This window comes from Planktothrix paucivesiculata PCC 9631 (genome assembly GCF_900009265.2).
Lineage (GTDB): Bacteria > Cyanobacteriota > Cyanobacteriia > Cyanobacteriales > Microcoleaceae > Planktothrix > Planktothrix paucivesiculata.
On sequence record NZ_LR735015.1, the window covers coordinates 255,479 to 275,376 of the forward strand.

The 19,898-nt window shown below is 40.4% G+C and carries 21 protein-coding genes; 12 read left to right on the forward strand and 9 right to left on the reverse strand.

Features of this window, described 5'->3' with window-relative positions:
* Positions 1–106: 106 nt before the first annotated feature.
* Complete coding sequence (locus tag PL9631_RS12820) at positions 107–817, reverse strand: TIGR04283 family arsenosugar biosynthesis glycosyltransferase (protein WP_231516718.1); 711 nt, start codon at positions 815–817, stop codon at positions 107–109.
* Positions 818–983: 166 nt separating this feature from the next.
* Here PL9631_RS12820 and ilvD point away from each other — a divergent pair, with 166 nt between their 5' ends.
* Positions 984–2,669, forward strand: a complete 1,686-nt coding sequence (ilvD, locus tag PL9631_RS12825) for a dihydroxy-acid dehydratase (RefSeq protein WP_083620833.1) — start codon at positions 984–986, stop codon at positions 2,667–2,669.
* Between the two features lie 91 nt (positions 2,670–2,760).
* Here ilvD and PL9631_RS12830 read toward each other — a convergent pair whose 3' ends face one another.
* The 6 genes from PL9631_RS12830 to PL9631_RS12855 all read right to left on the reverse strand — a co-directional run bounded on the left by PL9631_RS12830 (position 2,761) and on the right by PL9631_RS12855 (position 7,789).
* The gene (locus PL9631_RS12830; RefSeq protein ID WP_197046360.1) at positions 2,761–3,120 is read right to left on the reverse strand and encodes a type II toxin-antitoxin system PemK/MazF family toxin; all 360 of its coding nucleotides are present in this window, start codon (positions 3,118–3,120) and stop codon (positions 2,761–2,763) included.
* A complete protein-coding gene (locus PL9631_RS12835; protein ID WP_083620837.1) occupies positions 3,117–3,371 on the reverse strand; it encodes a hypothetical protein in 255 nt (84 codons plus the stop codon). The genes PL9631_RS12830 and PL9631_RS12835 overlap by 4 nt, the downstream gene beginning before the upstream one ends.
* 75 nt (positions 3,372–3,446) lie before the next feature.
* On the reverse strand, positions 3,447–3,665 hold the full coding sequence (locus PL9631_RS12840) for a hypothetical protein (RefSeq protein WP_083620839.1): 219 nt from the start codon (positions 3,663–3,665) through the stop codon (positions 3,447–3,449).
* Between the two features lie 178 nt (positions 3,666–3,843).
* Positions 3,844–5,013, reverse strand: a complete 1,170-nt coding sequence (gene hpsP / locus PL9631_RS12845) for a hormogonium polysaccharide biosynthesis glycosyltransferase HpsP (protein WP_083620841.1) — start codon at positions 5,011–5,013, stop codon at positions 3,844–3,846.
* Between the two features lie 89 nt (positions 5,014–5,102).
* Positions 5,103–6,401 carry an MFS transporter gene (locus PL9631_RS12850; RefSeq protein WP_083620843.1) on the reverse strand — a complete coding sequence of 433 codons (1,299 nt, stop codon included), beginning with the start codon at positions 6,399–6,401 and terminating at the stop codon, positions 5,103–5,105.
* Positions 6,402–6,544: 143 nt separating this feature from the next.
* Positions 6,545–7,789, reverse strand: a complete 1,245-nt coding sequence (locus PL9631_RS12855) for a glycosyltransferase (protein WP_083620845.1) — start codon at positions 7,787–7,789, stop codon at positions 6,545–6,547.
* Positions 7,790–7,840: 51 nt separating this feature from the next.
* Here PL9631_RS12855 and PL9631_RS12860 point away from each other — a divergent pair, with 51 nt between their 5' ends.
* The 11 genes from PL9631_RS12860 to PL9631_RS12905 all read left to right on the forward strand — a co-directional run bounded on the left by PL9631_RS12860 (position 7,841) and on the right by PL9631_RS12905 (position 19,067).
* Positions 7,841–9,484 carry a fatty acyl-AMP ligase gene (locus PL9631_RS12860; protein ID WP_083620847.1) on the forward strand — a complete coding sequence of 548 codons (1,644 nt, stop codon included), beginning with the start codon at positions 7,841–7,843 and terminating at the stop codon, positions 9,482–9,484.
* An 8-nt stretch (positions 9,485–9,492) separates the two neighbouring features.
* Complete coding sequence (locus PL9631_RS12865; RefSeq protein ID WP_083620849.1) at positions 9,493–10,116, forward strand: acyl-CoA synthetase family protein; 624 nt, start codon at positions 9,493–9,495, stop codon at positions 10,114–10,116.
* Between the two features lie 44 nt (positions 10,117–10,160).
* Positions 10,161–11,951 carry a fatty acyl-AMP ligase gene (locus tag PL9631_RS12870; protein ID WP_083620851.1) on the forward strand — a complete coding sequence of 597 codons (1,791 nt, stop codon included), beginning with the start codon at positions 10,161–10,163 and terminating at the stop codon, positions 11,949–11,951.
* 121 nt (positions 11,952–12,072) lie between these two features.
* Positions 12,073–12,549 (forward strand): acyl carrier protein, encoded by a 477-nt coding sequence (locus tag PL9631_RS12875; protein ID WP_083620853.1) that lies wholly within the window; start codon positions 12,073–12,075, stop codon positions 12,547–12,549.
* Positions 12,542–13,867 carry an aminotransferase class I/II-fold pyridoxal phosphate-dependent enzyme gene (locus PL9631_RS12880; RefSeq protein WP_083620855.1) on the forward strand — a complete coding sequence of 442 codons (1,326 nt, stop codon included), beginning with the start codon at positions 12,542–12,544 and terminating at the stop codon, positions 13,865–13,867. Before PL9631_RS12875 ends, PL9631_RS12880 begins: the two co-directional genes overlap by 8 nt.
* Positions 13,868–13,919: 52 nt before the next feature.
* Positions 13,920–15,485: a B12-binding domain-containing radical SAM protein gene (locus tag PL9631_RS12885; RefSeq protein WP_083620857.1), complete on the forward strand. Its 1,566-nt coding sequence runs from the start codon at positions 13,920–13,922 to the stop codon at positions 15,483–15,485.
* A gap of 285 nt (positions 15,486–15,770) precedes the next feature.
* Positions 15,771–16,814 carry a polyamine ABC transporter substrate-binding protein gene (locus tag PL9631_RS12890; protein WP_083620927.1) on the forward strand — a complete coding sequence of 348 codons (1,044 nt, stop codon included), beginning with the start codon at positions 15,771–15,773 and terminating at the stop codon, positions 16,812–16,814.
* A 94-nt stretch (positions 16,815–16,908) separates the two neighbouring features.
* On the forward strand, positions 16,909–17,820 hold the full coding sequence (locus tag PL9631_RS12895; protein ID WP_083620859.1) for an ABC transporter permease: 912 nt from the start codon (positions 16,909–16,911) through the stop codon (positions 17,818–17,820).
* A 19-nt stretch (positions 17,821–17,839) separates the two neighbouring features.
* Positions 17,840–18,682, forward strand: a complete 843-nt coding sequence (locus tag PL9631_RS12900) for an ABC transporter permease (protein WP_083620861.1) — start codon at positions 17,840–17,842, stop codon at positions 18,680–18,682.
* A gap of 35 nt (positions 18,683–18,717) precedes the next feature.
* Positions 18,718–18,822 carry a DUF6888 family protein gene (locus PL9631_RS27385; protein ID WP_407947584.1) on the forward strand — a complete coding sequence of 35 codons (105 nt, stop codon included), beginning with the start codon at positions 18,718–18,720 and terminating at the stop codon, positions 18,820–18,822.
* A complete protein-coding gene (locus tag PL9631_RS12905) occupies positions 18,819–19,067 on the forward strand; it encodes a DUF6887 family protein (RefSeq protein WP_083620863.1) in 249 nt (82 codons plus the stop codon). Before PL9631_RS27385 ends, PL9631_RS12905 begins: the two co-directional genes overlap by 4 nt.
* Positions 19,068–19,156: 89 nt before the next feature.
* On the opposite strand, the gene PL9631_RS12910 is transcribed toward PL9631_RS12905, so the two are convergent.
* Both PL9631_RS12910 and PL9631_RS12915 read right to left on the reverse strand, forming a co-directional pair.
* The gene (locus PL9631_RS12910) at positions 19,157–19,612 is read right to left on the reverse strand and encodes a type II toxin-antitoxin system VapC family toxin (protein WP_231516719.1); all 456 of its coding nucleotides are present in this window, start codon (positions 19,610–19,612) and stop codon (positions 19,157–19,159) included.
* Positions 19,599–19,844, reverse strand: coding sequence for a hypothetical protein (locus tag PL9631_RS12915; protein ID WP_083620865.1), 246 nt, complete (start codon positions 19,842–19,844; stop codon positions 19,599–19,601). The genes PL9631_RS12910 and PL9631_RS12915 overlap by 14 nt, the downstream gene beginning before the upstream one ends.
* Between the last annotated feature and the right edge of the window lie 54 nt (positions 19,845–19,898).

A 19,898-nucleotide genomic window follows, 5' to 3' on the forward strand; every position in this document is an offset into this window, starting at 1 on the left:
ATTCGTAATTCGTAATTCGTAATTACCCATTACCCATTACCCATTACCCATTACCCATTACCCATTACCCATTACCCATTACCCATTACCTATTACCTATTACCCATTACCCATTACCCGCCTTCTTCCGATACCATTGAGCTAATTTTGTTGGTGAAATTCCTAGGGAATATCCAATGACCATGAATTGATTAATTAATGTAGTTTTGAATACCCCTAATTTTTGCCACCGTCGTCCCGATGTGATTACAGAACTTGATAAAATCTCTATTTTTCCTAAACGATTTAAACGACGGATAAACTCAAAATCCTCCATAATCGGTTGTTCAGGAAATCCACCTATCTGCCAAAAAGTGGGGGCTTTGATAAAAATAGCTTGATCTCCATAGGGCATTTGTAAATATTTTGAACGCCAGAATACCGTTTTTTCAATTAACCTTAAACGCAATCGATCACCCTTAATTTTTAACTTAAAAGCTCCAGCAATTATGTTAGAATCGATAAATGTTTTTCGGATTTCTATTTCAAATCCTTGAGGTAATTGAGTATCTCCATGCAGAAATAATAAAATCTCCCCCGTTGCTATTTTTGCCCCCGCATTCATTTGTAGCGCCCGTCCTCGATGGGTAAATATCACTTTTACCCCCAAATTTTGAGCTATTTCAACGGTATTATCCTGACTTCCCCCATCAATAATAATAACTTCTATATTTTCCGCCCGTTGAATCGATGAAATTACTAAACCAATATTTTCGGCTTCATTTAAAACCGGAATAATAATTGAAATTTTTGCAGATTTATAATTAAAATTAATCAAGGTATTCTTGAGCCAATCCCATCAATTTATAAAGCAATTAATAACTTATCACATTTTCTGAGATAATAATAACGATATCAAAAACGGGTCAGATCAGCGAGTAACAACACTACAAAAAACGTCGTTGAACCGTTGGAACACAACCCGCACACAAGAGGAACAATCTATGTCCGATAACCTACGAAGTCAAGCCATTACCCAAGGAACCCAACGCACCCCAAACCGTGCTATGTTGCGCGCTGTGGGATTTGGGGATCAAGATTTTATCAAACCCATTGTCGGGATTGCCAACGGTTACAGTACCATCACCCCTTGCAATATGGGCCTTAACACCCTGGCATTGCGCGCAGAAACCGCCCTCAAACAAGCGGGGGCGATGCCGCAAATGTTCGGAACAATTACCGTCAGCGATGGCATTTCTATGGGGACTGAAGGCATGAAATATTCCTTGGTTTCAAGAGAAGTAATTGCCGACTCCATTGAAACCGCTTGTAATGCCCAAAGTATGGACGCGGTTTTAGCAATTGGCGGCTGTGATAAAAATATGCCGGGGGCGATGATTGCGATTTCCAGAATGAATATTCCGGCGATTTTTGTGTATGGTGGAACAATTAAACCCGGACATTATAATGGTAAAGATTTAACCGTTGTTAGCGCTTTTGAAGCCGTCGGACAATATAGTGCTGGAACAATTGACGAAACAGAATTAATTGAAGTTGAACGTCGGTCATGTCCGGGGGCAGGTTCCTGTGGGGGAATGTACACCGCAAATACCATGTCTTCTGCTATTGAAGCGATGGGAATGAGTTTAATGTATTCCTCCACCATGGCGGCAGAAGATGAGGAAAAAGCCGAAAGTACAGAAAAGTCGGCCTATGTGTTACGAGAAGCGATTAAAAATCAGATTCTTCCCCGTCAAATTATAACCCGAAAAGCCTTTGAAAATGCGATCGCTGTGATTATGGCCGTGGGCGGTTCAACTAATTCGGTTTTACACCTATTAGCGATTGCCAATGCCATCGGAGTTGAACTTAACATTGATGATTTTGAAGCTATTCGGGCTAAGGTTCCCGTGTTATGTGATTTAAAGCCTAGTGGCCGTTATGTTGCCACGGATTTACACAAAGCCGGGGGTATTCCTTTAGTGATGAAAATGTTATTAGAAAAAGGCTTAATTCATGGGGATGCCTTAACAATAACGGGGAAAACTGTTGCCGAACAATTAGCCGATGTTCCCTCCGAACCCAGTGCCGACCAAGATGTAATTCGTCCTTGGAATAATCCCATGTATGCTCAAGGACATTTAGCCATTTTAAAAGGTAATTTAGCCACAGAAGGTGCGGTTGCTAAAATTACCGGCGTTAAAAATCCAGTTATTACTGGCCCAGCCCGAGTTTTTGAATCGGAAGAAGAATGTTTGGATGCAATTTTAGCCGGAAAAATTAGCGCCGGAGATGTGATTGTAATTCGTTATGAAGGGCCGAAAGGCGGGCCAGGAATGCGGGAAATGTTAGCACCAACTTCGGCAATTATTGGGGCAGGTTTGGGGGATAAAGTCGGATTAATTACCGATGGTCGTTTCTCTGGAGGCACCTATGGAATGGTCGTGGGTCATGTCGCCCCAGAAGCGGCTGTTGGTGGGAATATTGGTTTAGTTAAGGAAGGAGATACTATTACCATTGACGCCCATCAACGGTTATTACAAGTGAATATTTCCGAGGAAGAATTAGCCCAACGTCGTCAAACTTGGCAAGCTCCAAAACCCCGTTATACTAAAGGAGTTTTAGCTAAATATGCGAAGTTAGTTTCATCTAGCAGTATTGGTGCGGTCACGGATTTAAACCTAGGTTAATTCTCCCATACCCCGGCGTGAAACCTCGTAGTGAGGCTTTCACGCCTCATAAAAAGGGTTTAATTTTTAATGAGTGACTTCAAAGTTTACTTTATTCTTTATCATCTTCATATTCATCAAGTTGTAATGTATATTCTAATGCTTCTTTTAACATCAATAAATAACTGGAGGAAAGAGTTCCTAACTTTCGGATAAGTCGTTGCTTGTCAATAACGACAATTTGATAACAAAGTGCAACAGATTCTTGAGTTAAACCCGCTTCACCAGCAGCGATAATAATTGTACCTGGTATTCTAGCCCGTTTATAATTACTGGTTAAAGGAACAACGACTACAGTTGTAGTAAAGCGGTCAAGCGTATTTCTTTGAACAACAATAACGGGTCGAATACCTGCTTGTTCTGAACCACGACTTGGATTCAAATCAGCTAAATAAACATCTCCCCGCATCATATCACATCCTCTTGCTGAAGCTGATACAAATAATCGCTTAAAATCCCTTCTGAATAAGCTAAATCTTTATCATAAAACTCAGCTTTTATATCCGCAGCTTCTTGATCAGAAATACTATCCCAATCCTGAAATTGTTGTTTTTTATGTAATAAAAGTGCATATTTCAACACTTCTTCTTGCTTAGGTAAGGATAATTGGGATAAGACTTTCAACAGTTGGGACTGGACAATATCAGGTGTTTTTGTGATCATCAAACGAACCTAACTAAGATTTTAAACAAACTTGATATACTTTAGATACCTATGGGTCAATTATAACCCATTTTATCAATATCTTTCATAAAGTTCCTCTCTATTGAATTGATAGTCATCAGGGAGAGTCAAAGAATGTTTATTTACAAACTCAAAAAATCTTTGCTTTTTGACTTCAATTTCATCTGTTTCTACAAGAATAACTTTAAAACTTTTTCCTTCCCATTCATCACTCAACCTTTCAGAGAGGATCAAGTTACCATTATTACAAGTTGCTTGGATAACTTTGTACATTGTAGTGATAATCTCCTTATATATTAAATCTTTTTAGCAATTATAACCAATAGGAGCAATTTTTGCCAACTTTTTTTAAGTAGTAAAAAGCGATACCTCCGGTAAGCCGCGCTAACACAACGTAACAGCCATTGTTGAGCTTTAGCCCTCTATTCAAGCTAATATAGAAAGGTTTAGTTTAAATCAATTCTTGATAGGCTCGAATCATTTGTTGAGCGATCGCATCCCAACTATAATAATTTAAAGCATAATTTTGAGCATTTAATCCTCGCCGTTGACATTCCTGGGGATTGTTTAAGGCGGTTTCAATTAAACTTGAAATTTCATCAATATTGCCATTTCCCACCCAACCTCCTTGGGCTTTTTCCACATCTTCCCAAATATAAATTCCCTTAGAAATCACCACCGGAGTTCCCACCGCCATCGCCTCTGCGACTGCAATGCCGAAATTTTCATAATAGGAAGGTAAGACAAATAAATCAGCTATTTTTAATAAAGCGGTTTTGATTTCTCCGGTGACAAACCCAGGAATTATTGTTTTTTCCCCTAAAGGAGATTGTTGAATTTGTTGTTTAATTTTGGCTTCATATTCGGGATCTTGAGGATTAGAACCCGCTAAAATAAATTGAAACTCTAATCCGGTTTTTAAGACTTTTTCTAAAGCCGGAATTAAAATATCTAGTCCCTTTTTAGGTTCAATTCGAGATAAAAATAAAATAATCGGAATATCGGGCTTTATTTCTAAATGCGATAAAATTGCTTGAGGAGTTTGGGTTAATTCCGGTAAGGTTACACCTAAAGGAATTACTAAATCATTCGTTTTAACTCCAAATCGTTCCGATATTCGGGCTTCTTCCTGACTGGTAAAATGAATCGCTGCCGCCCCGGCAATATTGGGACGTTCTAATAAGGCTGCATAGAGTTTTTTTAACTGTTTTTTCTTGTTTAAATCGGCGGGGTCAAGGGTTCCTAATGGTCGTAAAATATAGGGTAATTTTTGATAACGGGCGACGGTTGCAGCCGCCGAAGTTACGGGAGAAAATAAGGCATGAATATGGGCTAAATCATATTCAGAAGCGTGGTTTTTTAGCCAGTTTAATAAATCTAAAGAAAATTTATAACGACGAAAGGGAGAACAGGGAAAATAACGCACCTGATAACCCTTTTCCTGTACGGGAATATCCAAAGGAACATCTAAGGGGGGTTGTCCGCGATCGCCATTAGAATTAGTGGTTAAAACTGTGACCTCAACCCCAAGTGTTCCTAAAGCTGAAGATAGACCCCGGATCATTTGACTTGGGCCACCATATACTAAAGAAATTGAAGGAATAATTTGTAGGATTTTCATAATCAGTTAATTGTTAATAGGATTTAGTGACCTGTTAAAAGAGTTAAAAGATTTACAAGAGAGACGCGCCTTGGCACGTCTCTACGGTTTTAACTGATGACGGGAATGGCATCGGGAATTTCTTTTTCAACTCGTCGTAAACGAGGCATTTGATAGGCAATTAAAGCGGCAACAATATTGAGGATACCAATTAACATAAATAATAACCCACTTCCTCGTCCGGCGCCGACTCCAATAATTTGACCGATACTATCTGCTAGGAGTCCACCGGGTTTCATCATGGGTTCTAAAACCCGATCTGCTAAGGGCCCCACGGTTAAATGGGATAGAATTAAAAGCGATCGCTCGACCACACTTTGTAAAGAAAAAATGCGTCCTTGTAATTCAAAAGGAATTTTAGATTGCCAGATTGTATGATTACTACTAACAATAAAAGGACGGGCAAATAAATAACCAAATCCGCCAATTCCAGCTAGGAAAATCGAAGGTCTAAACCCGCTCAAACACAGACATAAACCCTGTAAACCCACTAACCATAAAATTGCTTTCATCCGGTTTTTAGGGCCTCCCGAAACACTGACCGCCACGCTTCCCAGGAGCATTCCACAACCGCTAATAGAAAGAATTAAGCCTAATTGTTGACTACTGGCAAAGGTTAAAACCACAGGCCAGAATAAAATAGCAAGCATTCCTTCGGTAAAGTAGGTGACAGCAAAAAAGCCTAATAATTTTTTTAAACCGGGACGGATGAGAATATAATTCCAGGCGGAACGAGTTTCTTTCCAAAGTCGCTTAAAACTTAAGGGTTTTTGTTGAGATTTTGAAGGTTCTACTTTCGGAAAACGCACAATTAATAAAGTAATTAACCCTAAAACAAAGGTTCCAGAATCGATAATTAAAATCGAACCAATGCCAATACTCCCCACTAAAATTCCCGCAACAGTTGGGCCAGAAATTTTAGCGATCGCCCGAGAAACTTGCACCATCCCATTGGCGCGACTTAAATCATTGCGGGGAACCAGTTGGGGAATAGAAGCCATATAAGCGGGCCATTGGAAGGCATTGGAAATCGAACTCACGCACACCGCAACGTAAATATGCCAGACTTCTAAACGGTTGGAAAACACCAATACCATTAATATTAAGGTTCCGACCGCCGCAATAATATCATTAATAATCATCGCGCCGCGACGACTCGAACGGTCTACCACCGCCCCAGCGAGGGGGGAAATCAACAGGTTAGGAAGATGAATACAAACAGAAATCAGAGCAAACTGGGTAATGGAACCTGTGGTTTGATACACCCAAACCCCCAAGGCAAATTCGGTTAAGCTGGAACCAAACATCGAAACAATTTGTCCCAACCAAACCAGCAAAAAAGTCGGCATACGTTCTTTGTCCCACGGTTTCATCAGTTATAGCTTGCTTATATTAAGTATTGTAAAGAGCATTTGTCAATCTGTTTCAAGATTAGACAACTGATTTGAAGGAAACACAAAGGTACAAAGACACAAAGATATTTAAAATTAGGTTAATGAGATGATATTTGATTGGCTTCATCAAGTTTTTGTTCCCAAATAGCAACTAAATTTTTAATTACCTGATCCCAACTATAATTTCCGACGGATTCTATTCCGCGATTTCCTAGGGTTTTTCTTAATAGGGGATCTTCGATTAATTGCTTTAATTTGTGAGTAAAATCTTCGGAATCTTGAGGAGTATATAAAAATCCATTTTCCCCATCTATAACATTTTCAACTAACCCTCCAGCCCGGGGAACTAATACCGGAATTCCAGATGCAAAAGCTTCTAATACGGTTAATCCTCTCGATTCCCGTTCCGAGGTGGTAATATGAATATCACTATTGGCATAAACCGCCGGAACTTGGTCATAGGCTACCCGACCCAGGAAATAGACATGACGGGTAAATTTAGTTAAACCCTCGATGATTTCGTCCTGCATTTGTCCATCCCCAATAATAATAAAACCTACTTTTTCTAAATCAATTTTTTCTGCAACTTTTGCCATGGTTTTTAAGGTGAAATTCCAGCCTTTATCGGGGGTTAAACGACCGACAAAGATTAATTTAGTTAACCCATCTAATTCGGGTAAATTATAATATTTTTTAAAAAAATCTTCTTCTTTTAAATTGGGGTTAAAGCGTTGGGAGTCAAATCCGGCTAAATTCTCGTAAATTGCATTTGTAATTCCCATCTGGGGGGCGAGTTGATAGGTGATTTTGCTCGTAAATAAAGTAACATCATAACCGTTATAAATCCAAGCAAAAATCCGTCTAAATAGTTCTCTAATTATTTCCACTGCAAATTTAGGTAAGGGAATATAATCTTCTGCATAGGATAAAAACCAAGTTCTAAAAAAAGCAATACAGGGAATCTTAGCTTTTTTAGCATAGTCAATTCCAGCCCGCCTAAATAATCCAAAAAATAGCCTTTCGGGTTCATCAACATGAACTAAATCGGGTTGAAATTTTTCTAATTCTTCTAAAAAGATAGCATAGGAAGCCATCGAAGGATTTCGCTCAAAATCTAATCCTAAAAATGAGGTGCTGGGTAGATTATAAACTCGCACACCGGGTAAAATATTCCCGCTATATTCTCGCCAATTGGGATAAACACTTTCAATGGCACTATAGTCAGGACAAAAAAATAAAACCTCATGTCCCCACTGACTTAAGCGTTGGAGTCGCATCATCGCACTAACAGTAACCCCATCGATCACGGGGAAAAAACCAGAGGAAATAATGGCAATTTTCATACTAAACTGTACCTTGATCGTAGTGAGTCCTTTAGGACTCTATATTAAGGTATGAGCAGTTTTTCTAATTTAATTGATTTATTGCGCGATCGCGCCGAATCTAAACCGGATCAACTCGCCTATCGGTTTTTAGCCGATGGGGAAACGGAGTCGGGGACTCTGACCTATCAACAGTTATATCAACAAGCCCTGGACATCGCAGCTTATCTACAATCATTTTTATCTCCAGGCGATCGGGTTTTAGTCGTTTATCCCTATAGTGCGGGCTTAGAATTTATTGCGGCGTTTTTTGGCTGTTTATATGCGGGTGTGATCGCCGTTACTGATAACCCTCCAGTCTCACCCCAAGCCATTGTTAAGCTACAAACCCGTTTAGAATCCTCTCAATGTCGGGCAATTTTAAGTACAAAAGCGTTAATTGAACATCTACAAACCCAGTTTTCTGTGGAGCAGGAGGATGAGGAGACGCGCCGTGGCACGTCTCTACGTTGGGTGGCAACCGATGACCTTTTGGCTCAAAACCTGGCGACGGACTGGCGAGAACCGTCAATTAACGGGGATACCATCGCTTTTTTACAATATACCTCCGGTTCCACCGGAACCCCAAAAGGGGTAATGGTTACGCATGGAAATGTTCTACATAATTCGGCGATTATTTATAACGCTTTTGGACATCACAGCCAGAGTCAGGGGTTAATTTGGCTACCCCTATTTCATGATATGGGATTAATTGGGGGAGTGGTTCAACCCCTTTATGGCTCATTTCCCGTCACCTTAATGTCCCCGGTTTCTTTAGTACAAAAACCCTTTCGTTGGTTAGAAGCGGTTTCCAAATATCAGGCCACCACCAGTGGCGGGCCAAATTTTGCATACGATTTGGTTTGTCGAAGTGCGACCCCAGAAAAGTTAGAAGCGTTAGATTTGAGTTCCTGGGATGTGGCCTTTTCCGGCGCTGAACCCGTACGCTGGGACACTCTCAAAGGGTTTGCAGAAATTTTCGCCCCCTGTGGGTTCAAACCGGAGGCGTTTTATCCCTGCTACGGAATGGCCGAAACCACTTTGTTTATTTCCGGTGGACACAAACACCAAACCCCCAATATTCTATGGGTCGATCCCGTGGCCCTAGAACACAATCAAGTCATCCCCAAACAACCAACCACCCCTGCCTCCCCTGCCCCCCCTGCCTCCACAACCCCTGCCCGCTCCCTCGTCAGTTGCGGGTTCCCCTGGTTAGGGGATGAGGTGATCATTGTTGATCCCGAACAGTTAACGCCCCGAGATGCCGATCAAGTGGGTGAAATCTTGGTATCGGGGAAAGGGGTGGGTTTGGGATATTGGGATAAACCCGAAGATACGGAAACAACTTTTAAGGTCTATGTAGAAGGACGGGGGCCCTATTTACGCACGGGAGATTTAGGATTTTTGCAGGACGGGGAATTGTATATTACCGGGCGGATCAAGGACATGATGATTCTGTGGGGAAGAAACCGTTATCCCCAGGAAATTGAAGCAACTCTTGATACTTGCCACCCCGCTATTCGTGCGGGACATAGTGCGGCGTTTTCGGTGGAGACGGAATTGGGGGAACAATTGATTATTGCCGCAGAAATTGAACGGCGATATTTACGAAACTTGAACGTTGAGGAGGTCGTCAATACTANCGCTCCCTCGTCAGTTGCGGTTTCCCCTGGTTAGGGGATGAGGTGATCATTGTTGATCCCGAACAGTTAACGCCCCGAGATGCCGATCAAGTGGGTGAAATCTTGGTATCGGGGAAAGGGGTGGGTTTGGGATATTGGGATAAACCCGAAGATACGGAAACAACTTTTAAGGTCTATGTAGAAGGACGGGGGCCCTATTTACGCACGGGAGATTTAGGATTTTTGCAGGACGGGGAATTGTATATTACCGGGCGGATCAAGGACATGATGATTCTGTGGGGAAGAAACCGTTATCCCCAGGAAATTGAAGCAACTCTTGATACTTGCCACCCCGCTATTCGTGCGGGACATAGTGCGGCGTTTTCGGTGGAGACGGAATTGGGGGAACAATTGATTATTGCCGCAGAAATTGAACGGCGATATTTACGAAACTTGAACGTTGAGGAGGTCGTCAATACTATTCGTCAAGCGATCGCCCAACAAAATACCGTGGATGTCTTTGCCATTGTGTTATTAAAAACCACAACTATTCCTAAAACCACCAGTGGTAAAATTCAACGTCGTGCCTGTCGAACTAAATTTTTAGAAGGGAGTTTAGACAGTGTTGGACAATGGAGATTAGACACAGAAACCAGTCAATTGTCGGAATTAGCCAATCGTTCTTGATTTTTTGATTAAGAGATAACAAAACATCACCCTAATTTTTTTACATGACTCAGCAATTCAACTCGTGGCAATGGACAACCTTAATTGAACTTTTAGAATATCGTGCATCCGAACAACCGGATAAAATTGCCTATACTTTTTTGGTAGATGGGGAAACTGAAATATTAACTTTGACCTATCAACAATTAAACCAACAAGCCCAAACTATTGCAGCTAAATTGCAAGCCATTTGTCAACCGCAAGATCGAGTTTTATTACTCTATCAACCGGGGTTAGATTATATTAGCGCGTTTTTTGGATGTTTGTATGCCGGAGTGATTGCTGTTCCCGCCTATCCCCCCAGACCCGATCGATCTTTACCTCGTTTACAAGCTATTATTGGGGATACAAATGCCACGGTTGCCTTAACTACTGAAGCGACATTATCAGGTTTACAGCGCTTTTTTCCCACTCTGTCTGATATTGCGCCCTTAAATTGGTTAGCAACAGATCTCTTAGATAATGAAATAGCAAAGACTTGGCAACGGCCAGTTATTAATCGTCAAACTCTTGCCTTTTTACAATATACTTCTGGTTCCACCGCTACCCCTAAAGGGGTGATGATTTCCCATCAAAACTTATTACATAATTTAACGGCAATTTATCATTGTTTTGGTCATTCTTCCGAAAGTACGGGGGTAATTTGGTTGCCTCCCTATCATGATATGGGTTTAATTGGTGGGGTTTTAGAACCCCTATTCGGAGGATTTCCGGTGGTTTTAATGTCTCCTTTAATGTTTGTGCAAAATCCCTTGCGCTGGTTACAAACTATTTCCAGATATCGAGGAACAACCAGTGGCGGGCCGAATTTTGCATACGATTTATGTGTGAGAAAAGTATTAGGAAAACCAGGAATAAATTCACCTAAACCCTTGGAAAATTTAGATTTAAGTAGTTGGGAAGTGGCATTTAATGGGGCCGAACCTATTTATCATGAAGTGATAGAAAAATTTATTCAAACCTTTGCCCCCTACGGATTTAGGCGCGAGGCTTTTTATCCCTGTTATGGCATGGCTGAAGCCACTTTAATTATTACCGGAGGCTTAAAAACATCGGTTCCAATATTTAAAACCGTTGATGGAAATACTTTAGAGAATCATCAGATTTTAGAGCTTGAATTAGGGTCTGATCCATTAATTGCTAATCCTAAAACCTTGGTGGGTTGTGGTCAATGTTTATCCGACCAAACAGTATTAATTGTTAATCCTGAAACCTTGAACATTTGTGAACCGGGAAAAGTCGGAGAAATTTGGGTGGCTGGGCCGAGTGTGGGCCGGGGCTATTGGAATAAACCCCAGGAAACTGAAATGCTGTTTAATGCTTACTTAACAACCGGAGAAGGGCCGTTTTTAAGGACGGGAGATTTGGGATTTTTAGACGATCAAGAACTATTTATTACCGGAAGAATTAAAGATATTATTATTATTAATGGTCGGAACCACTATCCCCAGGATATTGAATGGACTGTAGAACAAAGTCACCCTCTAATTAAACCCAGTGGAGTTGCGGGATTTTCTATTGATAGGTCGGGGGAAGAACGGTTAGTGCTCGCCGTAGAAGTAGAACGTCAATATTGGCAACAAATTCGCACCTGGGATCAGAATAACGGTTCTGCCAAAACCTCCCCAAAACAAGGGGTGCTTCAGTCCATCCGTCGCGCCGTGTCTCAAAACCATGATTTACAAGTTTATCAAACGGTATTGTTAAAACCGGGAACTTTGCCTAAAACCTCCAGTGGTAAAATTCAACGCCATGCCTGTCGTGCTAGTTTTATAGCGGGCAAATTGGGGGAGTAGGGAATGGGGAATTACGAATTACGAATTACGAATTACGAATGGGTAATGGGTAATGGGCAACTTAAAACAGGATTCTGCTATCTTGGGATGCTAAAGTTTTAGGGTGATGGAGGAGTGATTCATGCAAGTGTTAAATGCGTCTATGAATGGGACAAAACCCCAACAACCATCGGTAACGGTGCATCATCCAGAATCATTGGTGAACGGCATTGAGTCTTTCGAGTCTGTCGCCACAATTCAGGGGTGGTTAGTCAGTCAACTCGCGGAACGGTTGGGTTTAGAAGCGTTGGAGATTGATGTGGAGGAGGATTTTGCCAATTATGGCCTCAATTCTATCGAAGCGATTAACCTCTCTGGAGACTTGGAAACGATGTTGGGGCGCCGACTTCCCCCCACCCTGTTATGGGATTATCCCAATATTTGTACTTTGGCTAAGTATTTAGCCGATAACAACAAATTGGATATGACTCAATATCAAAATGGGATTTCCCCGGAAGATGCAGAACATCTTTTACATTACTTAGATCAATTATCGGATGCGGATGTTGATACGTTATTAAATATTTTGTTATCAGAACAGGAAGAAATCAATGATTAGTTTATTACCTTCTGTTAGTCAGTTATCCGCCCCCGAAAAGCGATCGCTTCTCGCAGAATTACTGGAAAAAAAAGCGAAATCCGCACCTCTGCCGGAAATTCCAGCCGAATATTATCAAATTGAATACTTTCCCGAATATCTGCACCTAAAACAACAACAACAGGAATTAGCAGATTTAGGACTAGGAAATCCTTTTTTTACACCCCAGGAAGGAATTGCCAATGATCGGGCTAGGATTCGAGGTCAAGACTATATTAATTATGCCACTTATAATTATCTAGGAATGTGTGGCGATCCGATGGTTTCTCAGTTTGCCAAAGAGGCAATTGATCGTTATGGAACCTCCGCCTGTGCGAGTCGGTTATTATCAGGTGAAAAGGTAATTCACCAAGAATTAGAACGGGCGATCGCTGATTTTGTTGGGGTAGAAGATAGTATTGTTTTTGTTGGGGGTCATGCGACTAATGTGACCACCGTGGGGCATTTATTCGGACAACATGATCTGATTTTACATGATGCCCTGAGTCATAATAGTTTATTACAAGGAGCTTTATTGTCTGGGGCGACGGCGATCGCTTTTCCCCATAATGATTGGCAAGCTTTAGATCAAATTTTACGAGAACGCCGCCCTCGTTATCAACGGGTTTTAATTATTGTGGAAGGGGTCTACAGCACCGACGGAGATATTCCCAATTTACCCGAATTTATTCAGGTTAAAAAACATCATAAAGCCTTTTTAATGGTGGATGAAGCTCACTCGATTGGTGTATTAGGAAAACAGGGTCGAGGTATTGGAGAACATTTCGGAATTAATCCCCATGATGTGGATTTATGGATGGGAACTTTAAGTAAATCCTTTGCTAGTTGCGGGGGCTATATTGCCGGATCTCAAGCCTTAATTGAATATCTGAAATATACCGCCCCAGGGTTTGTTTTTAGTGTGGGAATCTCTCCACCGAATGCAGCTTCTGTGATTGCGGCGATTCAGGTGTTAAAAAATGAACCTGAAAGGGTAGAAAAGTTACATCAAAGAGCTAAATTATTTTTAACTTTAGCTAAAGATCAAGGCTTAAATACCGGGTTAAGTGAAGATTCTCCGGTGATTCCCATTATTGTTGGAGATTCTTGGAAATCCGTACAACTGTCTCAAAATTTGTTTAAGCGGGGGATTAATGTACCTTTTATGTTTTATCCCTCCGTGCCTAAAAATGGCGCACGTTTACGATTTTTTATTACTTATAACCACAATGAAGAACAAATTCGTTATACTGTAGACACTCTTGCCGAAGAAGTGGCAAAGTTGTCAGAAAATCCATGATTTTCGGAAATTTTGTGAACTTAGATCTTTATCTTTTACAGGGTTAATGATAATGCGTGTTCTTTTAATTTATCCCATTTTTCCCCAAAGTTTCTGGTCATTTGAAAAAGCGCTCGCTTTAGTTAACCGAAAAGCCTTACTTCCACCTTTAGGGTTAATTACGGTAGCAGCAATTTTACCCCAAGAATGGGAGTTTAAATTAGTAGACCGGAATGTTCGAGAGATCACCGAAGCGGAATGGAATTGGGCGGAATTGGTAATGGTTTCGGCAATGATTGTCCAAAAAGATGATTTTTTGGAGCAAATTCGCGAGGCAAAACGACGGGGAAAAAAAGTGGCTGTAGGGGGCCCCTATCCCACATCCACACCCCAATCGGCAGAAATTTCTGGGGCGGATTATTTAGTTTTAGATGAAGGAGAAATCACCTTACCGTTATTAGTAGAAGCGATAGAAAGGGGAGATGAAAAAGGAGTTTTTCGCATAGAAGGGGACAAACCCGATGTTACGACATCTCCTATCCCTCGCTTTGATTTATTGGAGAAAGAAGCCTATGATATGATTTCTTTGCAATACTCCCGGGGCTGTCCGTTTCAGTGTGAGTTTTGCGATATTATTGTGTTATATGGACGTAAATCTCGAACGAAAACTCCGGCTCAACTTTTAGCGGAATTAGATCGGTTAAAAGAATTGAATTTTAGTCAGGGTGTTTTCTTAGTGGATGATAATTTTATTGGCAATAAGCGCAACGTTAAGTTATTGCTGAATGAATTAAAAGTATGGATGAAGGATAATAATTATCCTTTCCGTTTAACCACGGAGGCTTCCATTGATTTAGCCCAGGATCAAGAATTAATGGATTTGATGGTTGAGTGTAATTTTCGGGCTGTATTTTTGGGAATTGAAACCCCTGATGAAGATAGCTTAAACCTAACTAAAAAATTCCAAAATACTCGCGGATCTTTGAGTGATTCCGTGGAAAAAATTATCCGATCTGGGTTACGGGTGATGGCGGGATTTATTATTGGTTTTGATGGGGAAGAAACCGGGGCGGGCGATCGGATTGTGCGATTTGTGGAAAAGACTACTATTCCCATTGCCATGTTTAGTATGTTGCAGGTTTTACCGAATACCGCCCTTTGGCATCGTTTAGAAAAAGAAGGACGATTAATTAAGGAAACTGGGAATGCGAATCAAACTACCTTAATGAATTTTCTGCCCACTCGACCGATTGAAGAAATCGCCCTAGAATATGTCAATGGATTTTATGAATTGTACGATCCTCAACGATATTTAGATCGCACTTACCGTCATTTTATGATGATTGGAGAGCCGAAAACTAATTCTATTGGACGGAAATTAGTGGATCTCAAAACAATGCGAGCGCTCTTGATTTTATGTTGGTATCAAGGGGTTGTGCGGGAAACTCGTTCGACGTTTTGGCGATATTTATGGAATATTTTACGACACAAACCTCGGGTTTTAGATCATTATTTGGTGGTTTGTGGACAGGTAGAACATTTCTATGAATATCGCCAAATTGTTAAGGATCAAATTGAGCAGCAACTGAAAGAGCAACAAGTAGAAAGCCAACGTCAGTTATCGAGTGTAACGCCATAGCTGAGAAACTCAATTTTTATATCCAGAAAACGGGTTTCTGAACCTCAAGTCTAGGTTTTATCTCTTAGCTAAAATTCAGAAACTCAGTTTTTAGATTATCTAAGATAAAATCTAATCTGCAATTTTTGTGAATTTTTTTCCTATCCTATGGGAAAATTAAATTAATTGCTTGATTTGTTAAACTTCCACTGAGAAAAAACAGTGTCTCCGACTTATCCACAAAAACATCGGAATTTTAGGGTGGCTCAAACACGACGTCAGTTTTTGCAAACTTCCGTTGCTGCGATGGCAGCATCATCCCTGTCAAGCTGTGGTTGGACATTAGCTGAGGTCAAAACCACCCCAAACACTCAGATTTCCTCCGATACCTTGTACATTTACACCTGGTCTGGCTACACGGATCAAGATTTGTTAGATCATTTTCGAGAGGAAACGGGGTTAAAAGTTGTGGCTGATGTCTTCGATTCTAATGAAGCCATGTTAGCCCGACTGCAAGCGGGAGGAGCCGGCGCCTATAGTGTCATCTATCCTTCGGGATATATGGTAGAAAAAATGATCGAAATAGGGCTATTAGCGGAACTCGATCACTCTTTATTAGTGGGATTAGAAGATTTATTTCCCCAATTTAAAGACCCAATTTATGATCCCGGTGGTCTTCATAGTGTGCCGATTAGTTGGGGAACAACGGGGTTAATTTATAACCCGAATAAATTAGAAACTCTCCCGAAAGATTGGAGTTATTTATGGGAAAATAAAGATAATTTATCCAAGCGATTCACATTACTTAATGATGTGCGGGAAGTCATGGGAGCCGCGTTAATTATGTTAGGCTACTCCTATAATTCTACTGACCCCAATGAAATTCGACAAGCCTATGAAAAGTTAGTAGAATTACGACCCAAAATTGCTTCTTTTACCACGGATTCTTGGCGACCTCAAATGATTGTCGGGGATTTATCAATAGCCATGTGTTATTCCTCCGATGCGGCAGAAATTAAGGAGGAAAATGAGGATTTAAGATATATTACCCCCTATAGTGGATCATCTTTATGGATTGATACCATGGTCATTCCTAAAAGCGCTCCCAACCCCGACGGGGCCTATAAATGGATTGATTTTATGTTGCGACCCGATGTCGCAGCCACCTTAGTGAAACGCTTAAAATTTGCTACTCCTTCGAGATTAGCCTATGAAAAATTACCCGATGTTTTGAGAAATGATCCCACTTTATTTCCCCCAGAATCAATTCTAGCTCGCAGTGAAATGATTCATGATTTAGGTAAAGCCAATGAAATTTATGAACGGTATTGGACACGGCTAACCAGTTAATTTTTGATTGTTGAGATGTTTACCGTTAAGTGTTATAAGCAGGTTATTTGAGATCTTTTTTCCTGAACTAAAAACTAACAAATGACAACAAATTATGACTATTTCAACAAAAACTCCGATAACTTCTTCTCCACCTCCGATAAAAAAAGGCTGGCGACAACTGGGTTCTCAATTAATTGGCCCCTTGGCATTATTGGGGCCGTCGGGTTTATGGTTATTACTCTTATTAATCCTACCAACTTTATTGATTTTTCAACTCAGTTTAGTTAAGGATATTCGTCCTGGGGATTTGGTAATTCCCAATGGTATTGATAATTATTTAAGAGTCTTTGAACCGATTAATTTATTAGTGATTTGGCGATCGCTCTTTTATGCCTTTGGGACTACCACAATTTGTTTACTACTAGGATTTCCCGTCGCCTATTGGATTGCTCAATTAGCCCCGAAACAGTGGCGAAATATAATATTATTAGCCTTTATTTTACCCCTGTGGACATCTTCTTTATTAAGAACCTATGCTTGGATTACTATATTAAGACCGACAGGAGTATTAAACTCCGTTTTAGGATTAATTGGATTACCCGCCTTAGAACTCTTAAACCGAACTCCGGCGGTTTTAATTGGCATGGCCTATAGTTATTTACCCTATATGGTCACGGTTTTATATGCGTCTTTAGAAAAATTAGATCGGCGATTATTAGAAGCCTCCGCCGACCTAGGAGCGCGACCTGTAGAAACATTTTGGAAAGTCACAGTTCCCCAAACATTGCCCGGAATTGCCGCCGGATCTCTGCTAGTTTTTATTAGTTCCATGGGGGATTTTGTTGACCCGGAACTATTAGGAGGAGCTTCTAGTATGACGGTTTCTCGATTAATTTATAACCAGTTTTTAGGCTCAACTCAAAATTGGGGTTTTGGTTCAGCCTTGAGTATGGTCTTAATTTTTGGGGTGAGTATTGCGATCGCACTTTTAATTAAATATGGAGATAGTAAACCCTCTCGTTAACATCAATTAGGAAAAATTTATGGACGAAATTCAACAACAACCAGAGGAGATCCTTGATATGGCTGCTAAACCAAAGTTTAGAATTTCTTGGCAGGTCATTTTTGTCGGTTTGATGTTTTTTTATATGTACCTGCCGATTTTTGTCTTAACATTTTTTAGTTTTAACAAATCTCGATATAGTGCAGGATGGGAAGGATTTACATTAGAATGGTATGTCAAATTATTCCAAGATGCCAGAATTTTAAGTGCTTTAAAAAATAGTTTAACCGTAGGATTTTTTGCCGTAGGAATTGCCGCCATTATTGGTACATTAATGGCCGTAGGATTAGCCCGTTATCATTTCCCCGGCAAAGGATTATATCAAGGAGCGTCCTATTTACCATTAATTATTCCTGATATTGCCATGGCGGTGGCAACCCTAGTATTTTTAGCCGCCGTTGCCATTCCCCTGAGTTTATGGACAATTGTATCCGCCCATGTTGTCTTTTGTTTAGCCTACGTTGCCTTAGTTGTTTCCACCCGTTTAGCCGATTTAGACCCCCATTTAGAAGAAGCCGCCTTAGACTTAGGAGCAACTCCTATCGAGGCTTTTATTCAAGTCTTATTACCCCAATTAATGCCCGGGATTATATCAGGTTGTTTACTAGCTTTTGTATTAAGTATGGATGATTTTTTAATCGCCAGTTTCACCGCCGGAAGTGGAGCAAATACCTTACCAATGGAAATATTTAGTCGAATTAGAACCGGAGTCAAACCCGATATTAATGCCCTGAGTGTCATCCTAATTTTAGCCTCTGGATTCCTTGCCTTATTTGGCGAATATTTACGCATTCAAGGAGAAGGAAAACGCCTAAAAAACTAAACCCGTAGTAAGCCCTTCAGGGCTTAATCTTTCATATTCATTTATTCCGTTTTGATTCCCAAACTGGAGAGGTTTATATTCTAGCAGGTGAGGAGATAGAAATTATTATTTTAAGCACTGGAATTTGGGAGTTTTTATGATATCAGATTTTGAAAAAATGACCAATGCTGAACTAAGAGCTTATGCTTTAGAACATCGTGGCGAGGAAGATGTTGAAGCGTTGCGCGTGTTATTCCGTCGCCGGAAACCCTATGCCCAAGATTTAACATTCTATCCTGCTAAAAATCAGCAGGATAAACAAGAGCAAATTGAAAGATTTAAACAAATTATTGAAGAAAAACAAGGTCAAAAAATTAAGGATACAACACCCCCTTTAGACGAGTGAAATTCCATCTCTAGTTTTTCAATATAACGATGAGGCAGAGCATCGTCGTCTGATGACTAGGTTCAACCTAGTCATCAGGAATACATTAGTTACTCTGGGACAATCACTTCAATATCCATGTCTCTACACCAAGCAAAATCATCAACATTAAAAGTATATATTCGCCTGATTCCGTGTGACATCATTGTAGCAACGTGCATAACATCAAAAACGGTTGCACCAGTTACCGGATGATTTTCCAACAATTCCAGCAAACGATTAGTCAAGTTTGAGGGTTTTGGTAACAGTTGGATATTGGGCATTTGAATCAGTCTTTTTATTCTCCATATTGTGTCTACTGGTGTAAGGGGTTTTTTGACTTGGCTACTACTGGTCATAACAGAATAAAATTCTGAAAGAATTTGATCTGAAACGCACAATATTTCACGTTCACTGGGTCTTAAAATCTTTAATGATGCTCTGTGTTTATCCCCACTCTGGGTGTCTACAGAATAGACCCATATATTTGTATCTAGGAAGCTTTTTTGCATTTTATCCTGTGTCACATATGTTTGCTCTGTTGATGGGTTCTTTAACGCCAATATTGGCAATCAGCCAACTAAATTCTTCATGAAGTTGCCTGAGTTCATCATCTTCTGGAGTTACGGTTACGTCATCATTACCTCCTTGATTAATTTGTTGATTGTCAGGAACAGACCGAAGTGCTGTTACAATTTCTTCGACAAGAGCAATTTGCTTGTCGCTGAGTCCAGTTACATCAACTACTGTAGTTTTCATAAGGAATCTTTTTTACCTCCAAAAGAGGTGAAAGATAGTGTAAATTGATGGTGA

Coding starts and splice junctions, on each gene's coding strand:
- hpsP (WP_083620841.1), bottom strand. CDS start 5,013: ATGAAAATCCTACAAATTATTCCTTCAATTTCTTTAGTATATGGTGGC.
- PL9631_RS12880 (WP_083620855.1), top strand. CDS start 12,542: ATGATTAGTTTATTACCTTCTGTTAGTCAGTTATCCGCCCCCGAAAAG.
- PL9631_RS12905 (WP_083620863.1), top strand. CDS start 18,819: ATGATATCAGATTTTGAAAAAATGACCAATGCTGAACTAAGAGCTTAT.
- PL9631_RS12840 (WP_083620839.1), bottom strand. CDS start 3,665: ATGTACAAAGTTATCCAAGCAACTTGTAATAATGGTAACTTGATCCTC.
- PL9631_RS12855 (WP_083620845.1), bottom strand. CDS start 7,789: ATGAAAATTGCCATTATTTCCTCTGGTTTTTTCCCCGTGATCGATGGG.
- PL9631_RS12915 (WP_083620865.1), bottom strand. CDS start 19,844: ATGAAAACTACAGTAGTTGATGTAACTGGACTCAGCGACAAGCAAATT.
- PL9631_RS12885 (WP_083620857.1), top strand. CDS start 13,920: ATGCGTGTTCTTTTAATTTATCCCATTTTTCCCCAAAGTTTCTGGTCA.
- PL9631_RS12850 (WP_083620843.1), bottom strand. CDS start 6,401: ATGCCGACTTTTTTGCTGGTTTGGTTGGGACAAATTGTTTCGATGTTT.
- PL9631_RS12875 (WP_083620853.1), top strand. CDS start 12,073: ATGCAAGTGTTAAATGCGTCTATGAATGGGACAAAACCCCAACAACCA.
- PL9631_RS12830 (WP_197046360.1), bottom strand. CDS start 3,120: ATGATGCGGGGAGATGTTTATTTAGCTGATTTGAATCCAAGTCGTGGT.
- PL9631_RS12895 (WP_083620859.1), top strand. CDS start 16,909: ATGACTATTTCAACAAAAACTCCGATAACTTCTTCTCCACCTCCGATA.
- PL9631_RS12900 (WP_083620861.1), top strand. CDS start 17,840: ATGGACGAAATTCAACAACAACCAGAGGAGATCCTTGATATGGCTGCT.
- PL9631_RS12890 (WP_083620927.1), top strand. CDS start 15,771: ATGGCAGCATCATCCCTGTCAAGCTGTGGTTGGACATTAGCTGAGGTC.
- ilvD (WP_083620833.1), top strand. CDS start 984: ATGTCCGATAACCTACGAAGTCAAGCCATTACCCAAGGAACCCAACGC.
- PL9631_RS12835 (WP_083620837.1), bottom strand. CDS start 3,371: ATGATCACAAAAACACCTGATATTGTCCAGTCCCAACTGTTGAAAGTC.
- PL9631_RS12870 (WP_083620851.1), top strand. CDS start 10,161: ATGACTCAGCAATTCAACTCGTGGCAATGGACAACCTTAATTGAACTT.